The 15,365-nt window shown below is 61.5% G+C and carries 19 protein-coding genes and 1 pseudogene; 5 read left to right on the forward strand and 15 right to left on the reverse strand.

Features of this window, described 5'->3' with window-relative positions:
- Window positions 1–15: 15 nt before the first annotated feature.
- The 3 genes from ehuB to E5720_RS16130 all read right to left on the reverse strand — a co-directional run bounded on the left by ehuB (window position 16) and on the right by E5720_RS16130 (window position 2,287).
- A complete protein-coding gene (ehuB, locus tag E5720_RS16120; RefSeq protein ID WP_136171482.1) occupies window positions 16–912 on the reverse strand; it encodes an ectoine/hydroxyectoine ABC transporter substrate-binding protein EhuB in 897 nt (298 codons plus the stop codon).
- 280 nt (window positions 913–1,192) lie between these two features.
- Complete coding sequence (locus tag E5720_RS16125) at window positions 1,193–1,885, reverse strand: cation transporter (protein WP_136171483.1); 693 nt, start codon at window positions 1,883–1,885, stop codon at window positions 1,193–1,195.
- A gap of 60 nt (window positions 1,886–1,945) precedes the next feature.
- On the reverse strand, window positions 1,946–2,287 hold the full coding sequence (locus tag E5720_RS16130) for a metalloregulator ArsR/SmtB family transcription factor (protein WP_136171484.1): 342 nt from the start codon (window positions 2,285–2,287) through the stop codon (window positions 1,946–1,948).
- Between the two features lie 37 nt (window positions 2,288–2,324).
- Here E5720_RS16130 and E5720_RS16135 point away from each other — a divergent pair.
- Window positions 2,325–2,597 (forward strand): annotated as a pseudogene (locus E5720_RS16135) (metalloregulator ArsR/SmtB family transcription factor); the annotation flags it as partial.
- A gap of 153 nt (window positions 2,598–2,750) precedes the next feature.
- A complete protein-coding gene (locus tag E5720_RS16140; RefSeq protein WP_136171486.1) occupies window positions 2,751–4,985 on the forward strand; it encodes an NADP-dependent isocitrate dehydrogenase in 2,235 nt (744 codons plus the stop codon).
- A 106-nt stretch (window positions 4,986–5,091) separates the two neighbouring features.
- Here E5720_RS16140 and E5720_RS16145 read toward each other — a convergent pair whose 3' ends face one another.
- The 7 genes from E5720_RS16145 to E5720_RS16175 form a co-directional block, all read right to left on the reverse strand.
- Window positions 5,092–5,898, reverse strand: a complete 807-nt coding sequence (locus E5720_RS16145; protein ID WP_136171487.1) for an urease accessory protein UreD — start codon at window positions 5,896–5,898, stop codon at window positions 5,092–5,094.
- Window positions 5,895–6,608 carry an urease accessory protein UreG gene (gene ureG, locus E5720_RS16150; RefSeq protein ID WP_136172749.1) on the reverse strand — a complete coding sequence of 238 codons (714 nt, stop codon included), beginning with the start codon at window positions 6,606–6,608 and terminating at the stop codon, window positions 5,895–5,897. Before ureG ends, E5720_RS16145 begins: the two co-directional genes overlap by 4 nt.
- A complete protein-coding gene (locus tag E5720_RS16155) occupies window positions 6,605–7,276 on the reverse strand; it encodes an urease accessory UreF family protein (protein ID WP_136171488.1) in 672 nt (223 codons plus the stop codon). The genes ureG and E5720_RS16155 overlap by 4 nt, the downstream gene beginning before the upstream one ends.
- 7 nt (window positions 7,277–7,283) lie before the next feature.
- Window positions 7,284–8,993, reverse strand: a complete 1,710-nt coding sequence (locus tag E5720_RS16160) for an urease subunit alpha (protein WP_136171489.1) — start codon at window positions 8,991–8,993, stop codon at window positions 7,284–7,286.
- A complete protein-coding gene (locus tag E5720_RS16165) occupies window positions 8,990–9,316 on the reverse strand; it encodes an urease subunit beta (protein ID WP_136171490.1) in 327 nt (108 codons plus the stop codon). Before E5720_RS16165 ends, E5720_RS16160 begins: the two co-directional genes overlap by 4 nt.
- A complete protein-coding gene (locus E5720_RS16170; RefSeq protein ID WP_136171491.1) occupies window positions 9,313–9,615 on the reverse strand; it encodes an urease subunit gamma in 303 nt (100 codons plus the stop codon). The genes E5720_RS16165 and E5720_RS16170 overlap by 4 nt, the downstream gene beginning before the upstream one ends.
- 91 nt (window positions 9,616–9,706) lie before the next feature.
- Window positions 9,707–9,931 carry a hypothetical protein gene (locus tag E5720_RS16175; RefSeq protein ID WP_136171492.1) on the reverse strand — a complete coding sequence of 75 codons (225 nt, stop codon included), beginning with the start codon at window positions 9,929–9,931 and terminating at the stop codon, window positions 9,707–9,709.
- Window positions 9,932–10,067: 136 nt separating this feature from the next.
- Between E5720_RS16175 and E5720_RS16180 the strand changes: the two genes are divergently transcribed.
- From E5720_RS16180 to E5720_RS16190, 3 genes are all read left to right on the forward strand, one after another.
- Complete coding sequence (locus tag E5720_RS16180) at window positions 10,068–11,090, forward strand: hypothetical protein (RefSeq protein ID WP_136171493.1); 1,023 nt, start codon at window positions 10,068–10,070, stop codon at window positions 11,088–11,090.
- Between the two features lie 48 nt (window positions 11,091–11,138).
- Window positions 11,139–11,504, forward strand: a complete 366-nt coding sequence (locus E5720_RS21730) for a hypothetical protein (protein WP_168708363.1) — start codon at window positions 11,139–11,141, stop codon at window positions 11,502–11,504.
- A 118-nt stretch (window positions 11,505–11,622) separates the two neighbouring features.
- Window positions 11,623–12,279, forward strand: coding sequence for a nitroreductase family protein (locus tag E5720_RS16190; protein ID WP_136171494.1), 657 nt, complete (start codon window positions 11,623–11,625; stop codon window positions 12,277–12,279).
- Window positions 12,280–12,321: 42 nt separating this feature from the next.
- On the opposite strand, the gene E5720_RS16195 is transcribed toward E5720_RS16190, so the two are convergent.
- The 5 genes from E5720_RS16195 to E5720_RS16215 all read right to left on the reverse strand — a co-directional run bounded on the left by E5720_RS16195 (window position 12,322) and on the right by E5720_RS16215 (window position 15,230).
- On the reverse strand, window positions 12,322–12,714 hold the full coding sequence (locus tag E5720_RS16195; RefSeq protein WP_247595996.1) for a hypothetical protein: 393 nt from the start codon (window positions 12,712–12,714) through the stop codon (window positions 12,322–12,324).
- Window positions 12,715–13,248 carry a DUF3558 domain-containing protein gene (locus E5720_RS16200; RefSeq protein ID WP_136171495.1) on the reverse strand — a complete coding sequence of 178 codons (534 nt, stop codon included), beginning with the start codon at window positions 13,246–13,248 and terminating at the stop codon, window positions 12,715–12,717.
- 147 nt (window positions 13,249–13,395) lie between these two features.
- A complete protein-coding gene (locus E5720_RS16205) occupies window positions 13,396–13,773 on the reverse strand; it encodes a hypothetical protein (RefSeq protein WP_136171496.1) in 378 nt (125 codons plus the stop codon).
- Window positions 13,774–13,788: 15 nt separating this feature from the next.
- A complete protein-coding gene (locus E5720_RS16210) occupies window positions 13,789–14,322 on the reverse strand; it encodes a DUF3558 domain-containing protein (RefSeq protein WP_136171497.1) in 534 nt (177 codons plus the stop codon).
- Between the two features lie 134 nt (window positions 14,323–14,456).
- Window positions 14,457–15,230, reverse strand: a complete 774-nt coding sequence (locus E5720_RS16215; RefSeq protein ID WP_136171498.1) for a hypothetical protein — start codon at window positions 15,228–15,230, stop codon at window positions 14,457–14,459.
- Between the last annotated feature and the right edge of the window lie 135 nt (window positions 15,231–15,365).

Genomic DNA, 15,365 nt, shown 5'->3' on the forward strand with positions numbered 1-15,365 from the left:
TTACTCGGCCTGCGATCAGGAGTCCGCCTCGCAGAGTTTCGCGGTGGTCAGCGACGGGTCGGGCAATTCTTCCGCCGTGAATCCGTACTCGCCGACGATGGAGAGGTACTTGTCGGGATCGGAGGTGATCTTCGCAAGTTCTTCGTTGTAAGCGGCGAGCAGTTCGGTGTCATTGGTGCGGAACACGGTTGCACCCGCGCCGACCTGAGGCTTGCCATCGATGACGGCAACGAAGGACTCGGTGACGTCGACGGGAGCGTCTGGATTGTTCGCCTTCATCCAGTTCAGTGAGATCGCGGTGAGTGCGAAGACATCTGCGCGACCGGAAGTCACCGCATCCATCCCGTCCTGCGGGGTGGCGACCTGAGTGGACGGGATATCGAGAGCCGCCGCGTAATCGGACTCCACTGCACCGGTCATCGTCGACAGCTTCAGGCCACTGTCCTTGACCGACTGCATGTCCGTCAGCTTGGCCGGGTTTCCGGCAGGGACCATCAGTGCCGTCGTGTAATTGAACTCGGGATCGCCGAATGCTGCCTGCTCACAGCGCTGGGGGAGAATCGACATTCCGGCGCTGACCACATCGAATCTGTTGGCCTGCAAGCCTGGAATGAGTGCACCGAAGTCGGCATTGACGCCTTCGACGTTGTCGATACCGAGCTTGCCGAAGATCTCGCGGTGCAGAGCGACGGTTGCACCGGTCAGCTGACCGTTCTCTTCGAAGCTGTACGGGGCTTCACCCGCGAATCCGACTGTGATCGTTCCCTTGTCCTGCAGGGACTGAAGTCGATCCTCGCTGCTGGTGGAGTCGGTCGACGTGCAGCCGACGAGCGAGGCGGCGGCCAGTGAGACCCCGGCAAGCGTTGCGACGAGCCTTCTGTTCGAAATGTCGTGACGCACTGTTCGTGCCATGTGGAGAGGCCTTCCGATCACCGATCGGCAACGACACGGATACAGAGGCCACTACCGCCGATGAGTTCCCCGGCGGGAAGCGGCGCCGCTGATTTCGCGCATTTTTACCGACCCATTGAATGTTCTTCGGTTGACGAAACTTAACATGCTCACAGGTTGTTCATCGGGTCATTGGGATCGTTTCCTACGGCTTCGCGAGCGTTGGGATGCATCGAAATGCCTGACCAATGCATATATTGGCTGGTCTCGACACGAACGGGTAACGATCGGCATGTCCTGGTCAGAATTGCTGCCACTCATAGACATTTCGGCTGTCGAGCATCTGAGCACGAAATGAGTCAGTCGCAGCAGTCGTTTCCTTTCCCGTCAGGGTGAGTCGGCCAGATATAGGTGTTGCGCAGCAGGTATCGCCCTTCCACGCGCCGAGGCCTTCCTTGACGGCGAGACCTGCGACGACTAAGGCTGCAATGGGGTCGGCCCAAGACCAGCCGAAAAAACTGTTGAGAAGCAGCCCGACGAGCACCACGGCCGAGAGGTACGTGCACAGGAGAGTCTGTTTGGCATCGGCGACTGCAGTTGCCGATCCCAACTCCCGGCCGGCCCGACGCTGTGCCCAGGACAGCACGGGCATGACGGCCACACTCACGGCGGCCAGAGTGATACCGACCTTCGAGTGCGTCGCCACTTCCGATCCGAACAGTGCCCGCATCGCATTCATCGCCACATAGACAGCGAGTGCGAAGAACGAGAAGGCGATGATGCGGAGCGTGATCTTCTCCCGGGACTCCGGGTTCGTGGCCGAGCATTGCCATGCCACTGCTGCGGCGGACGAGACCTCGATGATCGAGTCCAAGCCGAAACCGATCAACGCGGTGGAGGACACTCGTGCGCCCTCGATGAGGGCGACCGCGGCTTCGATCACGTTGTAGGTGATCGTGGCAGCGACGAAATATCGGATTCGACGGCCCAGCACCGCGCGGCGCTGAGCCGTCGGAGAAGCTGTGGGAAAAGGGTATCCCCAGTTCTGCGGGCATCAGCAGCATCCGTCGACTGCGGAGTTGGAACAACATGTCGGATCCACGGCGAGTACAACGGCGAGCAGGTCTTCGAGTGCACGACCGCGGTTGGTGTCCGCCAACTTGTATCGAGTCCTTCGGCCGTCGGGAACTGCCACCACCAGACCGCATCCACGAAGGCAGGCGAGGTGGTTGGACAGCTTCTGGCGGGTCACGCTCAGGGAATCGGCGAGCTCCGGATATCGCGGCTCGGTCTTGAGTGCGAGCAACACCTGGGTGCGTGTCTCGTTGGAGAGGGCATGTCCGAAGCGGGACAGCACCGAGATATGGGTCAGTAGGTCCACGCCTTCACGGCACATCTAAATCTGTATTCAGAAAAAGCTGAATTTACTGGAGCTCGAATTGGCAGTGCGGTCGAAGGCGCTCGCGGATCCTGCGCGCCTGAAGTTGCTCTCGGTTCTACTGACCGACGCTGCGGGGGAGATCTGCACGTGCGACCTCGCGGCAACGATAGGGCTGGCTGAGTCCACGGTCAGCCATCATCTCGGCCAGCTCGAGAAGGCAGGCATGGTCGTTGCCGTCCGTCGGGGCATGAATGTCTACTACTCCGCACGTACCGAGGCGCTCGACGCGCTGCGTGTGGTGCTCGACCCCCATTGCTGCACCTGATCGGCGGTGCCGGTATTTCGGCTGCGGCGGCGAGATGCTACCGGTCAGTAGGGGTCGTATCCCGCTACTGCTCCGCACGGCGCCGGATCGAAAGCTTAAAGTTGGGGGGACGTATCCAAAAGACGACGTTGAAAACTGAGGCAAAGGCGAAACATGACTGCGAAACAGCCGACCATCATATACACCCTGACCGACGAGGCGCCGATGCTTGCGACGCATGCGTTTCTGCCGGTCGTGCGTGCGTTTGCCAGTGCGGCCGACATCGACGTTGCATCGAGCGATATCTCCGTGGCCAACCGCATCCTTGCCGAGTTCCCCGATTACCTCTCCGAGGATCAGAAGGTGCCGGACAACCTGGCCGAACTGGGTCGCCTGACGCAACTGCCCGACACCAACATCATCAAGCTGCCGAATATCAGCGCTTCGGTGCCGCAGCTTATCGCGGCCGTGAAAGAGCTTCAGGACAAGGGTTTCGCGATCCCGGACTTCCCGGGAAATCCGAAAACCGACGAAGAGAAGATCATTCGTGATCGCTACACGAAGTGCCTCGGCAGTGCGGTCAACCCCGTTCTCCGCGAGGGTAACTCCGATCGCCGCGCGCCGAAGGCCGTGAAGGAGTATGCCCGCAAGCACCCGCACAGCATGACCGAATGGTCGATGGCATCGCGCACCCACGTGGCGCACATGCGCAGCGGTGATTTCTATCATGGCGAAAAGTCCACGGTCGTCGACGGCGATCGTGAAGTGAAGATGGAACTGCTGACCGCTGACGGCGAGTCGATCGTCCTGAAGCCGAAGGTGTCGCTCAAGGACGGCGACGTGATCGACTCCATGTTCATGAGCAAGAAGGCCTTGCTCGACTTCTACGAAGAGCAGATGCAGGACGCCTACGAGACCGGCGTCATGCTTTCGCTGCATGTGAAGGCCACCATGATGCGGGTCTCGCACCCCATCGTGTTCGGGCATGCTGTCCGTGTCTTCTACAAAGACGCATTCGCCAAGCACGGAGACCTCTTCGAAGAGCTCGGTGTCAACGTAAACAACGGCCTGTCCGATCTGTACAGCAAGATCGAGACGCTTCCCGCCTCCACGCGTGACGAGATCATCGAGGATCTGCACAAGTGTCATGAGCATCGGCCGGAACTGGCCATGGTGGATTCGGCACGCGGAATCTCGAACTTCCACTCTCCCAGTGACGTCATCGTCGACGCATCGATGCCCGCGATGATCCGGGCCGGTGGCAAGATGTGGGGCGCCGATGGTCGTCCCAAGGACACCAAGGCCGTCAACCCCGAGTCCACGTTCGCGCGCATCTACCAGGAGATGGTGAACTTTTGTAAGACGAACGGCGCATTCGATCCGACGACGATGGGCACCGTCCCCAACGTCGGACTGATGGCGCAGCAGGCCGAGGAATACGGCTCACACGACAAGACTTTCGAGGCACCGAAGGCCGGCATCGCCAACATCACCGATATTGCCACCGGCGAGGTGCTGCTGACCCAGACGGTGGAAGAGGGCGACATCTGGCGCCTGTGCATCGTCAAGGATGCACCGATCCAGGACTGGGTGGCGCTGGCTGTGCGCCGCGCCCGCGAATCGGGAATGCCGGTGGTCTTCTGGCTCGATCCGTACCGCCCGCACGAGAACGAACTGATCGCCAAGGTGCGCACGTACCTGAAGGACCATGACACCGAGGGTCTGGACATCCAGATCATGTCGCAGGTTCGTGCGATCCGCTACACGATGGAGCGTCTGGTCCGCGGGCTCGACACCATCTCCGCGACGGGCAACATTCTGCGTGACTACCTCACCGACCTGTTCCCGATCCTCGAATTGGGCACCAGCGCAAAGATGCTCTCCATCGTTCCGCTGATGGCAGGTGGCGGACTGTACGAAACCGGCGCAGGTGGCTCGGCGCCGAAGCACGTCAAGCAGCTCCTCGAAGAGAATCACCTGCGGTGGGACTCGCTCGGTGAGTACCTGGCCTTGGCCGTCAGCCTGGAAGATCTGGGTAGCAAGACCGGCGGCAAGGCAACTGTTTTGGGCAAGGCCCTGGATGCGGCGACAGGCAAGTTGCTCGAGAACAGCAAGGGGCCCTCGCGCAAGACCGGCGAACTCGACAACCGTGGCAGCCAGTTCTACCTCGCGCTGTACTGGGCGCAGGAGCTCGCCGAGCAGACCGAGGATGCGGAACTGGCGAAGCACTTCGCTGGATTGGCAAAGGCGTTGGCTGACAACGAAGAAACGATCGTCAAGGAATTGAACGACGCGCAGGGCAAGGCCGTCGAGATCGGTGGTTACTACTACCCGGATCCCGAAGCCACCGCTGCCGTCATGCGGCCGAGCAAGACGTTCAACGACGCGTTGGCGGCTGCGCAGCAGTAATTCGATCGCTTGAATGGTCCATTCATACGACGCAATCGTATGAATGGACCCCTCTATCGATCAGATCGGATCTGTATCGATCAGTTTTGACCCATGGCCGGCACACTCACTCAGAATGAGCCGAGTGTGTCGGCGAAACGGTCTGCGGGGCAATGATTTCCGATGTCCGACGGTGGTCCGCCGGATCGAGGTACTCCGTCGACCAGCGGTCCCAGGAGAGGTCGACTGCGGCCTGAGCTTCGTGCGCTTGCGGAGCCAATGCCCGCGCAAGAGCCCCCTCGCCCGCCAGCCGCGTCTCGTGCACGCCCTCGGCTGCACCCGGCCGTGCTCCGACGAGTAGCACTGACGCCATTGTGCGATTGCTACCGAGCACCCCTGGCAGGTCGCGATGCGCAGTGTCACGCAGATCGAGGTCCTCGACCAACAGGGGCTTGTCCATTTGATCAACCCGCATCGTCGAACGTAGGGGCCCGCCTCCGTCCTCGTAGGTGCGTCCGAGGACGAGTGTTTCCGAGATCAGGGCGCGGGCGCCGTCGGCGAGTCCGATCCGGGTATGCCTTCTTACGTTGGCTCCGGCGGTTACGACGAACGGCGCAGAGCGCCATACCAATTGCGCATTCTCATCGACCCGAATCGACGCCGACCACGACGCCGAACCGCCTTGTGCGTGATAGGCCACCGTGCCGGACGGTTCGACCAGTTCGAGCCACACTCCAGGTCCGACGTGGATGTCGAGTCGGAGGTCGTCTCCGGCCAGGAGCATCGCGTAGCTCCCGATCAGCGCCAGCCGCGCAACCGGTCCGTCGACGTGCAACGGTTGCGCGCGAAGGAATGTGCCGGAGCGCATTTCGGTGAATCGCGCCCGGCCACGCACCAACTCCACGTGGACCTTCGTCGTAACCGTTTCGGTCACGTATGACTGTGCTGCGTGCCGTCGGAGTGACTGTGCGGGGCCATCGGACCCGGATCCCGGGGCACGTGACGGCCGTTCCTGTGATCGTCGAGGATCTGACGTACCCATTGCGCGAGTCTGGCGATCGCGTCGGAGTCGTCCCAGCTCAACGCCAACACTGGAAGCCCGTCCCGAGCCTCCTTGGCGTCGGCCACCATCTGCTCGACGTCGACGCGCACGTACGGAGCGAGGTCCACTTTGTTCACGAGGAGTAGGTCTGCGCGTTCGATGCCGGGGCCACCCTTACGGGCCACATCGCCACCTCCTGCGACGTCGAGGCAGAAGATCTGCGCGTCCACGAGAGCGGGGCTGAACGTCGCGGTGAGGTTGTCACCGCCACTCTCGACGATCACCAGATCGAGTGGTGCGAACTCGGCTTCGAGGTCCTCGACCGCAAGGAGGTTGGGGGTGATGTCGTCGCGGATCGCAGTGTGCGGACATGCTCCGGTCTCGACGGCGTGGATGCGTTCGACGGGAAGCACTCCCGCCGAGCGGAGCAGCCGGGCGTCCTCGTCGGTGTAGATATCGTTGGTGACGACGGCGATTTCCAGTTCGTCGGCGAGTGCACGGCAGATGGTGGCGATCAACGTGCTCTTGCCGGTGCCGACGGGGCCCGCGATGCCGAGGCGCAAAGCACGCCCCGGCGCCGTTGGTCTGTTCTGTCTTGTCAGGCAATGAAAATTCTCCTTGTTTTTCCAGCGTGGTTCAGCGACCACTGTTCGGCTTCTGGCGCGGTGGCGGCGAGCATGTCGTCGATGGTTTCGACGGCGAGGACGTTGTCGACCAATGTGTCGATCAGTGGTTCGAGAGAAAGTAACCACGCCACCGGGTCGACGGGATCGATGGGTGCGAGCTTGAGCGTTGCCGAGGCAACAGTTTGGATGTCGTCGTAGAAACAGACGCGAGCAACGGCAGCCTCGCCGATACCCATCACCGCTGCGACGGCGCCAAGGGCTACAGGGCGCATCGGTGCGCGGTCGATAGCCACCAGTGCAGTGACCGCAGGGTGGTCGGGCCACAGTCTCAATGCCATCCGGACCAGTCCGCGCCCGAGCATTCCCGAAACGTTGCGCAGCGGTTCGCTGGTGGTCCGGGCGAGAAGAGCATCGTGAACAGATTCGAGTCCCGACGGGTCTTCGGATTGTGCTGCACGATAAGCCAATACAGCAGCCGATGCTTCGACCGTCGCGACCGTCCGGCAACGCGCTCGTATATAGTCCGGAACCCGCTCGGGTGGCATGCCCGCCGCTAGAGCCGGCTCCAAACCGCCCGAATAGATGTGTCCGCCAGTGGGGAGCCGCGCGTCGCCCAGGAGGAGCGCCCCTATATGCCCAGTCATCGATCTTCTAGAACATCGTGTAACGCTGCGCGAGTGGCACTACGTCCACCGGCTTCGGTCGAACCAGTTCACCGTCGATGGAGATCGCGAAAGTTTCTGGGTCGATGTCAAGTTTCGGCAGCGTCGTGTTGTTCGGCATGGACGCTTTGCCGATATCGCGAGTCGGACGCACAGCGGCCAACTTTCGGGTCAATCCGAGTCGGTCGGCCAGTCCGTCGTCGAGTGCCGCCTGCGAGACGAACGTTGTTGCCAGGTGCGCCGCGGAGGCGGCCTGAGCGGGCAGCGTCGGGCGGGTCAGGACCGGCTGCGGATTCGGCACGGCACCGTTCGGGTCGCCGAGCGGCGCTGCGACGATCGCCCCGGATTTTATGACCGCCCATGGCCGGATCCCGAAGAAGGCCGGATCCCACAGCACGAGATCCGCCATCTTGCCGCTCTCCACCGATCCGATCTCGTGATCGATACCGTGCGCGACGGCGGGGCAGATGGTGTACTTCGCTACATAGCGGCGTGCCCGCTCGTTGTCGGCGGGTTCAGAGGAGCCCAGTGCACCGCGGCGGCTCTTCATCACGTGCGCCACTTGCCAAGTACGGCAGATTACTTCGCCGATCCGACCCATCGCCTGCGCGTCGGACGAGGTGATCGACATCGCACCCATGTCCTGCAAAATGTCTTCTGCAGCCATTGTCGAGGCTCTGATCCGAGACTCCGCGAATGCCAGATCCTCGGGCACCTTCGGATTGAGGTGGTGAACGACCATCAACATGTCGAGATGCTCGTCGACGGTATTGACGGTGTACGGGAGCGTCGGGTTGGTCGACGCGGGAATCACATTCGGCTCACTGACCACAGTGATGATGTCGGGGGCGTGGCCACCGCCCGCGCCCTCGGAATGAAATGCGTGGATGCCACGTCCGGCGATAGCGTCGAGAGTGCTTTGGACATAGCCGGTCTCGTTGAGACTGTCGGCGTGGAGTGCAACCTGGAGACCGAATTCGTCGGCGGCGCGCAGTGATGCGTCGATGGCGGCCGGAGTTGCGCCCCAATCCTCGTGGATCTTGTATCCGCCGGCGCCTGCCAGTGCGTCTTCACGCAATGCTCCGTGCGACACAGTGCTGCCCTTGCCGAAGAGGATGACGTTGAGCGGGATGTGGTCGAGTGCACGGTGCATCATCGTGAGCGCCCATACCCCGCCGGTGACCGTGGTTGCCTTCGATCCTTCGGTGGGCCCGGTGCCACCGCCGATCACCGTTGTCGTTCCGGTCGCCAGCGCCTCACGCATCTCGATTTCACTGAGAAAGTGCACATGAGTGTCGACGGCACCCGCGGTGAGTATTTTGCCTTCGCCTGAGATGACATCGGTAGCAGGCCCGATCTGCATGTCGGGACGAATTCCGTCCATGATGTCGGAGTTGCCGGCCTTGGCGACCGCCACGATTCGACCGTCACGGATTCCGACGTCGGCGCGGACGATGCCCCAGTGATCGAGAACGACCGCGTTGGTGATCACAACATCGAGCGCGCCCTCGGAACGCATCGAATGGCCTTGGCCCATGGATTCGCGGATGGTCTTGCCTCCGCCGAACGTAGCTTCGTCGCCTCCGACGGTGCGATCCTCGGCAACCTCGATCCACAGGTCGGTGTCGGCCAACCGGATCTGGTCACCCGTCGTCGGGCCGTACAGCTGGACGTACTTGAGGCGATCGATCCAACTCATGACTTCTCTTTCGGCGACGGAGCGTTGGTATCGGTCTTGATTTGGAGGCCGGGGACGCGTTTGCGGCCGCCCAACGCCACGAGGTCGACCATCCGGCTCACCCCGGGTTCGAGCCGCACCGACGTGCCTGCAGGCACGTCGAGACGGAAGCCCTCGGCTTGTTCACGGTCGAACTCCAAGGCCGAGTTGGCGTCGGGTAGATGCACATGCGAGCCGACCTGAATGGGCCGGTCGCCGGCGTTGACCACCAGGAGAGTGCGGCGCTCCCGGCCGGCATTGAGTTCCACAGCCTCGGGGCGTAAGCGAAACTCGCCGGGGATCATTGGATCGGATCCGTGATGGTGACCAGCTTGCGCCCGTCGGGGAACGTCGCTTCGACCTGAATTGCACCGATCATCTCCGGGACGCCTTCCATGACCTCTTCCCGGCTGAGCACGTTCCTGCCCTCGGCCATCAGCTCGGCGACGCGTTTACCCTCGCGGGCTCTCTCCATTACCCAGCAGGACAGCAGCGCTGTCGCCTCTGGATAGTTGAGGACAACGCCTCGTTCACGTCGGTCGCGGGCTACCATCCCGGCCACACTGAGGAGCAACTTCTCCGTGTCCGATGGAACCAGTTGCATCGATCAACCTCGTGTCTCTATTGCAGGAAACTTCGACCCTAGCCATGGAGACGAGGGATCCGTGGAACGCCCGGTTACGTTTGCTTTACATTTACCGAGTGCCAGGATCTCTGGGTGGCTGAGGCGGAAGTGCCCCACCCTCGTCGGCCCAACGATCGAGCTGCTTGGGCGCGGGTCCTGGAATAGCCTTCTTCCGTTTGAAAAGTCCCTCTACTGCATTCTTGAACTTTCCCATGGCCGAAGCATAGCGCGACTGGGCGAGCGCATCGGAGTGCGAGAGCTCTTCGGCTTCGACCAGGCAGCGTGCTGAGAACATAGAGCCTTGCTGAATCCGCGTTCCGCGGTGAATGTTTGACGCTCAGAGCTTTTCGGCGACGCATGATTCTTGTCCGCGGCGGCATTCGTTGTCGATCGCCCCGTCCAGCCGGAATCGGTCCGATACTTTGGATGCCATGGATGTGGTCGAATCTGTTCTCGCGTCACCTAGGGGGCGCTTCTTCTGCGCGAATGTCGCATACAAGTGCAGTACCGACGATCCCGAGGGTTACTACTACAGGCCGTCGACACCCGAGGACGTTCGTGAGGTGATCGAAGCTGTGGATGTTCGACGGATCGCGCAACTGTCCGAGTTGGATTTACTCGATGCTCTCTCGTTCGCGACGGATTGGGCCCGTTACTGGCAACCGCCGGACGAGGAAGACGTGATGTTCGCCCACCCGCACATAGTGAACGCTCTGCGGCCGATCGCCGTCGCAGTCCTGCATTCGCCGCATGCCCACTGGTGGTCCGATCCGGTGGATCTCGACAATCAGCGTTTGGTGGTCCATCCGTATTCGAACGACGGGTGGCCCGAGTCGACGGTGCCTTATCGGCCGCTGTCCGCAGGCCTCGACGGGTGGCGTGAACACGTGGTGGCGATGGAAGAACGGTATCGCCTGGATCGTGTCGAACGACCGGACGCTCGGGTTGGTGGGGAGTGGTGGTCGATTCCGTCACCGAGCAGTGCGTTGTCGACTACCCGCGACAGGGAGGGGTTGGGTGCGTTGGAATTGATGTTGGAAGAGGATTCGTCCGGTGGGGGAGAAGCGCGAGTGTGGCCGGTTCACGTTGTCGGCGAACCACGTGTGTACGAGATCAGCAACCCGACGGATTGGGCGCGGCTGGCCGACTCGTATCCGCTGGCAGTGCCGGAATCCAAACGATCGGATTGGTTCGACACCACAGGTGTGTATCGCCAGTGGGTCATCCCGGATTGGGTGGCTGTGGCCGGAGACTACGACGCTGTTCATCTCAGCATCCACGGCTATCTCACTACTCCCGGCCTCGCAATTCCGTTGTCGGACAGTGATGGTGCCACCGTCCTCGGTGGTTGGGATCCAGATGCAACATGGTGGCTCGATCGCGCTGTCACCACTATCGAGGACAAGCCGACACTATGGCGACGCGAGGACGGGCGATGGACGCGGCCGCAGTAATGCAGACTCGATTCGCCTAACTCCTCGTTGCTCGCGGTGGATCCCTCGATGTCGGAGAAGAAGTCGACGATATCGCCGTCGGCAGTCATTTTGGCCAGCTCGGGGCGTTCGGCCTTGGTCCAGCAGGCGAGGTCCTCGACGGAGTTGCGCACGGTCGCGCCGATGCCCTTGTTGATCAGCGAGTCCGCCGTGTGGAAGGCCCTCCTGGTCGCGAACGGGGCAACGCCACGCCGCCGCCGGCGGGGCGACACCCCACGCTGGGCACGTTCGAGTGCGCGTCGAGTTTCCTGGTGCTCTCGACGCGAGACGATGAGGAGGACACCGAGCGCGATGATCGCGGCAAGCTCGACTCCGGCTGCAATTATCCACCGGGTCACCTCGCTCCTCTTCGCCTTCGGCTGTCTGTGGGTGTGAACGGCCCCGGTGCTGGGGCGGCTACGAGCCCCGCGACGGTGGTGACTGCAGCCCCCGGTGGTCCGGCTCGCCGGCCGTGCGAATGCTGGACACCCAAGCTCTGGGGCATGATCGAAAGATGACTTCGTACCCGACTCTCGACCTGACACCCGACGAACTGCTGACTACGACGCGTACCGTCCGTAAACGTCTGGATCTGACGCGGCCGGTGCCGTTGGACCTGATCAAGGAGTGTCTGGAGATCGCGTTGCAAGGTCCGTCCGGATCGAACCAACAGGGTTGGCAGTGGGTGGTGGTCACCGATCCGGACCTACGTTCACAGATCGGCGCAATCTACGGAGAACTGTTCGCCGAATATCAGGCGTCCAAACACTCGGCGAACGCTCTTTTCGCCGACGACCCCGAACGAGGTCCGATACAGAAACGTGTCGGAGACAGTGCCGGGTGGCTAGGTGAGCACATGGGTGAAGTGCCCGTGCTGTTGATCCCCTGCATCAAGGCAGGCAAGAAGCTGCCGAGCGGCAATCAAGCCGGACTATGGGGTTCATTGCTACCCGCTGTGTGGAACTATGCCCTTGCTGCACGGGCGCGTGGACTCGGAACTGCTTGGACCACAATACATCTCGCGCGCGAAGCTGAGGTGGCTGAGATTCTCGGAATTCCGGAGGGATTTCATCAAGGTGCGCTGATTCCGACGGCCTACTACACGGGTGAGACCTTCAAGGTAGCACCGCGCGATCCCATCGAGACCGTTCTGCACGTAAACTCCTGGTAACCAGCGATTCCCGACGCAGCGAGGCGACAACGAGGGTGCCGGCTACCTCGGTCCGTTCTGACCGATCGATGCCGCGTTCTGCTGGTCGACGTCCTCTGCGGCTACGAAGAATTTTCGGAACACTGCTTGCATCGCCGTGACGACGTCGATATGGCTTTGCAGGACGTCCACTAGATTGTTCGGGCCGCCCACGGCCTTTTGCGAGAATTTGCGGGCAAGTGCGATTCCGGACTCGAAGGGACCCATGCCCTCCATGTTTTCCAACCTATAGGCCGCGGTCTTATTTCGCTCGAGGGTCGACAGATACTCTGTGCATGCCTTGTCGCAGTGTTGTGCAGCGGCGGGATCGAGAAATAGATCCCCATCGTCAGCCGCGATTGCGAGGCTGTTCCAGTAGTCGATCGGAGATTCCAAGGCCATTGCGATTCCCTTCATTCAAATCGAGGGTGGGAAGTACTGCCGAAGTTCGGTGGTGTGTCGATGGACTATTTCACACGGGTCACCCTGGGGCGGGCCAGTTCCGAGCACGTCGACGGAGAGCATGGCGACGCCTTCGATGGTGTCGAAGCTCGATCCGCAACTTCCTGCTGGCGACCGGTTCGCAAACCCGTATTCAAGCGCCGGCCTCCCATCCAAGCTGACTTCCTTGACATCCTGAAACGCAGGATTTTGGCGAACGTCGTTGAGGGTGAACTGAACCGAGAACAGGACATCGAAGTGGTACCAGGCGTTCTTTATCGGACCGTCCCACCCGCAGACCGTCCATGCCTTGGCTGTCATTCCTTCCAGCCATCCGGACCCAGTCTCCGGCTTCAGCCCTGTCGCCGCGATGGCGTCGTCCGGGATGCTGCAGGGTTCGAATTGCTCGGCCTGCCCTGGCACCCCTGCGACGGCTACTCCTTCGACGGGTTGACTGCAGGCTGTGAGGACGGCGGCGACCGCTAGAAGTGGTAGCCATCGGCGCTGCATCGGACCCCCATCCGTTGGACTCGTCGATAGGTTAGACGCACGCAGTGCGGATTCGGTTCCGTCAATTGACCAATGACTGTGGCGACGGTCAAACGGATTTCGGCAAAACGTGAGGAAAGCCGGCTGGCGAAACGTGTATGAGCTCGGCTACTTCGGCCCGTTCTGGCCGATCGAGGTTGCGTTCTGTTGGTCGAGGTCCTCTGTAGCTACGAGGAATTTTCGGAACACTGCTTGCATCGCGGTGACGACGTCGATGTGGCTTTGCAGGACGTCGACGAGGTTGTTCGGGCCACCGACGGCTTTCTGCGAGAACTTGCGGGCAAGAGCGATTCCGGAATCGAAGGGACCGAAACCCTCGACGTTTCCCAGTTCGCGTGCCGCCGCCTTGTTGTATTCAAGAGTCTCTAGATACTCGCTGCATGCTTTGTCACAATGCCGTGCGGCCGTCGGATCGAGTTGCAGTTGCCCGTCGGTTGCTGCGGTTGCGAGGCCGTTCCAATAGTCGATCGGAGATTGCAAAGCCATGGTGTTCCTTCTCAGCTATATCGACGAAGGAAAGTACTGCTGGAGGTCGATGGTGTGTCGGCGGACCAGCTCACATGGGTCACCCTGGGGTGGGGCCGTTCCGAGTGCGTCGACCGAGATCATTGCGACACCCTCGGCGGTATCGAAGCTCGTACCGCAGCCCTCTTCTGAGGGCCTGCCCTCGAACAGGTACTCGAGGGCAGGTCTGCCGCTCACGCTGACTTCCTTGAAGTCCCGAAACGCAACGTTTTGACGAACCTCGTCGAGGGTGAATCGAATCGAGAACAAGACATCGAAGCGGTACCAGGAATCCTCTTGCGGGCCTTCCCACCCGCAATTCGTCCAGGCCTTGACGCTCATCCCTTCCAGCCATCCTGACCCAGTCTCCGGTTTGAGCCCCGTCGCCGCGATGGCGTCGTCCGGGATGGCGCACGGGTCGAATTGGTCGGCCTGCCCTGGCACTCCCGCGACGGCTACTCCCTCGACGGGTTGGCTGCAGGAAGTAAGGACAGCGGCGACCGCGAAAAGTGGTAGCCATCGGCGTTGCATCGGACCCCCATCCGTTGGACTCGTCGATAGGTTAGACGCCGAAACCCGAGCTTTGGTTCCACTCTGGCTAACAATTCTCCGGCGGCCGCGGTGCAACGAATTTCATCATCGAGGTATCTGCGGCAGTGCGCGGATCAGAACAGAGTCGGCTGCGCGTGGCTGCCGAAGCGTGCTTCGGACTTTCGAGCGCTCCACCGTTGAACGAGCCACATCTCGATCAGTTCTGGGCTGGTGCCGATATCGACAGCCCAGTTGGAAAGTAGTTGGACGTAGCGGTCGTAGCGACGCCGCGTGAAGCCGGTGACAGCGGGATCTTCCAGCCACCCCTCGTGAATGAGGGTGGACACCCCGTACTGGTCGATCAACTGAGCGCGCCCACCGTCCACGGATGCTTTGGCAGCCCAGAGAAACGTGGCCATAAGGGATGTTCCAACACCTGGGGTGTCGGGCCATCCGGACCAGGATCCGTTCGGGAGTTCGGGTACCGCGTGGTCACGTATGCACCGTTGGAGCACCGTCAATGTTTTTGCAACTGGATTCTCGTCCGGACGCGTCAAGTGCGGGTTGTGGACGTCGGGGAATCGCCGTATCGCTTTGCGGTTCTTGTGGCTGCCCTGCCAGGCGGCACAGAGAAAGAGGAGGCCGAGCGAGTCGTGTTCGCCGTCCGCGAGATCAGTGTCGATTCGAAGGTCGTTGCGCTGTACTGTCGCCACTCCGTCGGAGACGATGTGCCCGTCGAGGTTGCGCCCACGAAGTCGAATATCGTGACCTGCGCGATCGAGGTGCTTGTTCCACCAGTCGAGGTCGACCTCGACGCCATCGTCCAGAACGTTCAGGTCGTAGGTGCGGAGCTGGCACCACTGCACACAGGCGGTTGGTGGCGCGAAGCCTTCGTCGAGTCGTGACATGTCGTCATTTTGACATCCCGTACCGACAGGAAGTTGCAGCGAAACTGAATTCAGTTGCGCTTCCGGGCCCCGGCGATGCCAGACAGAATCGAGTACGTCTGTACCGCAACGCTTTCCATCCCAATTTTCGTGTGG

The organism is Rhodococcus sp. PAMC28707, assembly GCF_004795915.1.
GTDB lineage: Bacteria > Actinomycetota > Actinomycetes > Mycobacteriales > Mycobacteriaceae > Rhodococcoides.